5 protein-coding genes are annotated in these 4,633 nt (G+C 38.1%); 2 read left to right on the top strand and 3 right to left on the bottom strand.

Annotated features, from left to right (window positions below; translation table 11 throughout):
• Nucleotides 1–264 precede the first annotated feature (264 nt).
• The 3 genes from F6K22_RS32780 to F6K22_RS32770 form a co-directional block, all read right to left on the bottom strand.
• Nucleotides 265–1,029, bottom strand: coding sequence for a PP2C family serine/threonine-protein phosphatase (locus tag F6K22_RS32780; RefSeq protein WP_293107956.1), 765 nt, complete (start codon nucleotides 1,027–1,029; stop codon nucleotides 265–267).
• 38 nt (nucleotides 1,030–1,067) lie between these two features.
• Nucleotides 1,068–1,265, bottom strand: a complete 198-nt coding sequence (locus F6K22_RS32775; RefSeq protein ID WP_293107953.1) for a hypothetical protein — start codon at nucleotides 1,263–1,265, stop codon at nucleotides 1,068–1,070.
• A gap of 165 nt (nucleotides 1,266–1,430) precedes the next feature.
• The gene (locus tag F6K22_RS32770) at nucleotides 1,431–2,093 is read right to left on the bottom strand and encodes a vWA domain-containing protein (RefSeq protein ID WP_293107950.1); all 663 of its coding nucleotides are present in this window, start codon (nucleotides 2,091–2,093) and stop codon (nucleotides 1,431–1,433) included.
• Nucleotides 2,094–3,007: 914 nt separating this feature from the next.
• Between F6K22_RS32770 and F6K22_RS32765 the strand changes: the two genes are divergently transcribed.
• Both F6K22_RS32765 and F6K22_RS32760 read left to right on the top strand, forming a co-directional pair.
• Nucleotides 3,008–3,601: a TetR/AcrR family transcriptional regulator gene (locus F6K22_RS32765; protein ID WP_293107948.1), complete on the top strand. Its 594-nt coding sequence runs from the start codon at nucleotides 3,008–3,010 to the stop codon at nucleotides 3,599–3,601.
• 109 nt (nucleotides 3,602–3,710) lie between these two features.
• The gene (locus F6K22_RS32760) at nucleotides 3,711–4,415 is read left to right on the top strand and encodes a Coq4 family protein (RefSeq protein ID WP_293107945.1); all 705 of its coding nucleotides are present in this window, start codon (nucleotides 3,711–3,713) and stop codon (nucleotides 4,413–4,415) included.
• The last annotated feature ends 218 nt before the right edge of the window (nucleotides 4,416–4,633 follow it).

Here is a 4,633-nt window from a genome sequence, read left to right as displayed (position 1 = left end):
TTATCAAATCCAGATTAAAAGTCGTCATTGCGACGAGATGAAGCAATCTCTTAAACCCTTGAGATTGCTTTCTTCCACTCGTTTCTAGTCGCAATGACTTGGATATAGTAATTATCCGGATTTTATATCAGAATTAATACCAAATCCTCGTAGGGACATTGCATAACAAAAATGCGAACGTCCCTACAGTGGTTTACTGAAATGAAAACCACTTGAAACTATTCTTAGCGCTGATAACTGATAACTGATAACTGATAACTGATTTCAACCATACCTTGCTAATAACAAAGTCAAATCATCATCAGTTCGCCCCGTTACCTTTGGCGATCGCAAAAATTCCTCCAACTGCTTAGTTGCCTCTTCCTCATCAGTAACCACCGTCATAAATTTAAACAATGGTGCAAAAAACGGACTATGAGGCAACCCGATCGGCATTTTCAAAGCCAACATTTGCAACCCATCCGAAAAAATTGCCAAATGAACAGGTTTTCCTAACCAGACTTTTACCTGAGCAGTTTCCACACCTTGGTCTGAAATCAAAAAAGTAGTCTCATTAATATGTTCTCCAGTTTGGGGTGCTGTCACTGGAAAAATATTCTCCTCTCTATCTCCCACCACTGCTGCACCATCTCCCACTTGAGCAGCAATAGCTAATTCTGGTGTTGCCACTACCAAAATCAAAGTTGCAGCTAACTCCCGCGCTTCAACCTCCCTCACCTGAGACTCAGACAAAACAGCATTTTTCGCTGCCCTCAAAGCATCAACCAACAAAAACTGCCAACCAATATTATCTTTTGGCAACAGCTTTTGTTCCGAAATAGTTTTGACTCCAACACCGACAGCTATTTTAGCACCAACATCTCCCAAATTTGCTGAACCTGCACCATCAGCAACAGCAGCAACTAAAATTCCCTCTGGCAAAATCTGCCAAGAATGTGCATCTTGACATGGTTGCCCCCGTTTCTCGTGACTTGTACCTGTTACCGATACCGATACTACTCGCCACTGACTTTGTGCTTCTATTGACATAAACTAATAATTTACTAAACTTTTACTGCTGCACTACACTAAATTATCGGCATTGTTAAATCAAGGGATGAATAAGAAGCCATTTGGTATTTTTGCCTGGGATTAAATTTTTGAGGTAAGGAGTCGTCCGTGAATATAGGAGATACACGACAAAGATTAAAAAATATTCCAATACAACCCATCCCCTTACAGGGGTAAGTTTTTAACTGGCGGGGTAGGCGATCGCTTTGATTCATTATAAAATCTCAACTTGCTGTATGTCTTTTTATGCAAAAAAATCGTCCATAATTTCCCCCACACTTCCCCCTCTCCCCAAACTTCTCACACCCAAGAGCATAATTTTAAAAAACATACCCTTGTAAGCACCCCATCACCCCATCACCCCATCACCCCATCTATAATTAAACTGCTCCCCATCCAGGAGGAGGTAATGCTACTTGTTCGTCAACTTTAGAATGGGAAACTTGCTGCATACTAGCAGATAACCAGATAAACATTTCCCGAAAATCAAGTCCTCTCAGTTTTAAAGGTGTTCTCTGAACTATTTCTCCCAACTTATCCATATTTGCTCCTTCCACACCAACCGCAAAAAAGGCAACGTGCTTGTTATCTTCTTCTTGCTGTATTCGATCGCCTGCTTCCTTCACTATTCTTTCTGATTCTCCTTGAGGTTCCCCATCAGTAATCAAAAATACCCAAGGTCGGTAATAAGTTATACCATTATTCCGATATTCTGACTTTCGAGCAGCAATCATATCTAGAGCTTTGTGAATAGCAGTACCCATATAAGTTTGTCCTTGAGCAGTCAATACTGGGTTTTCAAATTGGTCTGCAGTGATAAACTCTTGGACAATTTTCACTTGATTATCAAAGGAAATAATAGCAACCTCTACTCGTTTTTTCGCTAAATCATCAGTAATTAAATTATCTCTAAAAGTTTCCAACCCATCATTTAAAGCTTGAATAGGTGTGCCTGTCATTGATGCGGAGGTGTCCAACAATAGCACACAAGGACAACGAGGTTCGGGATTTTCTGCAAATTCTACTGCTTCGTCAAGTCTCATGTTAATTTTTTTAGCCTTATATTAGTTTTTTATCTTCATTTTTTTGTCTCTAATTCTGAGACTTTAGTTCCACAATATTAGAGTATAGTATCATCTTCGGTAAAACAGTAATAAGTAATCCCTGAATGAGTTTGAGCATTTATCAATGTCCGTGCCCTATTTGTGTAGTGCTATATTAAGATATTTTTGGCCTATGACTGGTTGTTGACTCCTAATACTAAATCCAGTTTATAGAGTATCCTTTTGGGGAGATGGGGAGATAGGGTTTAGAGGAGATGGGGAGAGGATTTAATCTTACATTATATATATTGGTCTGCTCTAAAATCAATTTTTTTTGTATAGGCCAAGCATTAGATCCTAGCGATCGGCACAAAAAAACTACGGAACGACTAAATATTATTGAGGCGACTCTGTAATAGTACAAAGTAAAATTTTAATTTTTAATTGTTGTCAGATATTAATCTTGGGCTATCTGAAGCAATATTCCCTCAAAGAAATTTAATTGTTAGAGCAAATCAAAGTAAATCAAAGTAAAAGTATAACTAGGAACTACGTTCTACCCCAAATCTATGTATTCCGGTGAAGAATTTAGAGTAGATGAGCCATTTTTATATTAGACATAGGCGTGATAATCAAAAATCAAATCGATTATCGGGTAGAAATCATCAATTCTTTCCCCCTACTCCCGTACGGGCGATTCGCTCTTCGCCCCTACTCCCTACTCCCTCTTTTCCACCAGAGGTCTATTTATGATTATTCTTACTGCAAAGCACTATATTATGGCTACTATCCTTAAAATTATTTTAAATTTTGAATTTTTAATTAACAAGATTTTTGCGGAAATTTTTAAATACCCCTTGACAATCCCTATATTTAGTTTGCTATATTTATAACAAGCGTTCGATATAAAAAAAATGCCTAAAGTTGTTGATGCTGACCAATACCGCAAAGAACTTTTGTACCAATCCCTTGACTTATTTGCTGAGAAAGGGTTTGCAAATGTCACAATTCGTCAGATAGCCAAAGCTTTAGGGATTTCCACAGGTGCTTTGTACCACTACTTCCCCAGTAAGGAGTCTCTGTTTGAGCAATTGGTGGAAGAGTTGGGACATCAGGAGGTGCTGGTGCTAAACAGTGCGATGGCTACTCGAAAGACTTTACCCAAACGTATAGAAATATTGGGTCAACTCTTGCTAGAAAATAGGGAAATTCTCGTGAAGCATACGGCAATTTGGTTAGATTTTTATCAACATAGTCAGGTAGAAACTATTCTGAATAACAGAATATTTCAACGAATCGAGCGGCAGTCTAGGGAAGCGATCGCAGAACTTTTAGGAATTAGGGATTTTAGATTGGCGCGATTTATTTCGGTATCAATTGATGGGATTTTGGTTGACCAACTGGGGAAAAATGACTCAACTATATTTGCCGAACAAGTGGCGTTATTAATGGAAATGCTCATAACTTATTTTGATAAATATCCCGAAAAATCTTCTCTAAATTCCTAACAGACAACAGAGGATAGGCTTTCCAAGCTGGAAAAAAGTTTTTTTTTGCTTTTTTTATAACGAACGCTCGAATTAAATTAATTTACTAAATATCTTGGAGATTTACCCAATGAAACTCACAAACTTATTGTCTTTCAACCCTTTTCCTAAAACAGCAACTCCACAGCCAAATTATTGGCAATTGTGGAAAGTTGCCAAGCCTTTTTTTGCCATGCTTGCTGGAGATGAAAGTCTCAAACCTGTTGAAGAAATGGCGACAGCTTTAACTCAAATGCCTGCCTCTGAGTTAGTGGTAAAACATTTGCAAAATAATCATGCTGCACTGGCAATGATTAGGCAACGATATATAGCAAAACCTCATAATTTAGATAAATTATTGCAATATCCCGAAGGATCTCTCGGACATATTTATGCCTCAACAATGAAAGCCAAGGGTTTTAGTGCAGAAGATTTGTATACTACTGTTAATATTGACTCCGATGTCACTTATCTCAACGCACGCATTGGTCAAACCCACGATATATGGCATATAATCACAGGTTTTGATACTTCCGATCTAGGTGAAATTGGTTTACAAGCATTTTATCTAGCTCAATTTCCCGATCCACTAGCAACAATGCTAATTGCTAATAGTTTAATTGGGGTAACCCTACTAACACCAGAAGAGTTGCCTGAGTTACTTAAGGCGATCGCCAAAGGTTGGGAGATGGGCAGCAAAGCTAAACCATTATTTGCCCAAAAGTGGGAAGAAAATTGGGAAAAGCCTTTAACTGAGTGGCAAACTGAGTTAAATATTCAACCTGTGGCATTATAATATAGCTTGAAGCATTCAGCTATCATATAAAATCCGGTTATACAGTAATCGCATGCATTACTTCCTCTTAATACAGATGTTCTATTGAATACGAATTTAAAAATTTAATAGTTCAAATCCAATATTTCTCCTGAGTCCTGACTCCTGAGTCCTGACTCCGAGCGCGATACGATAACTAATTACCCGGATTCTATATCAGCTGTCAGCTCAAGTCAAAA

The sequence above is a fragment of the Okeania sp. SIO2F4 genome (assembly GCF_010672385.1).
In the GTDB taxonomy this organism is placed as follows: Bacteria; Cyanobacteriota; Cyanobacteriia; order Cyanobacteriales; family Microcoleaceae; genus Trichodesmium.
This window is presented reverse-complemented; position numbering and strand designations above follow the sequence as displayed.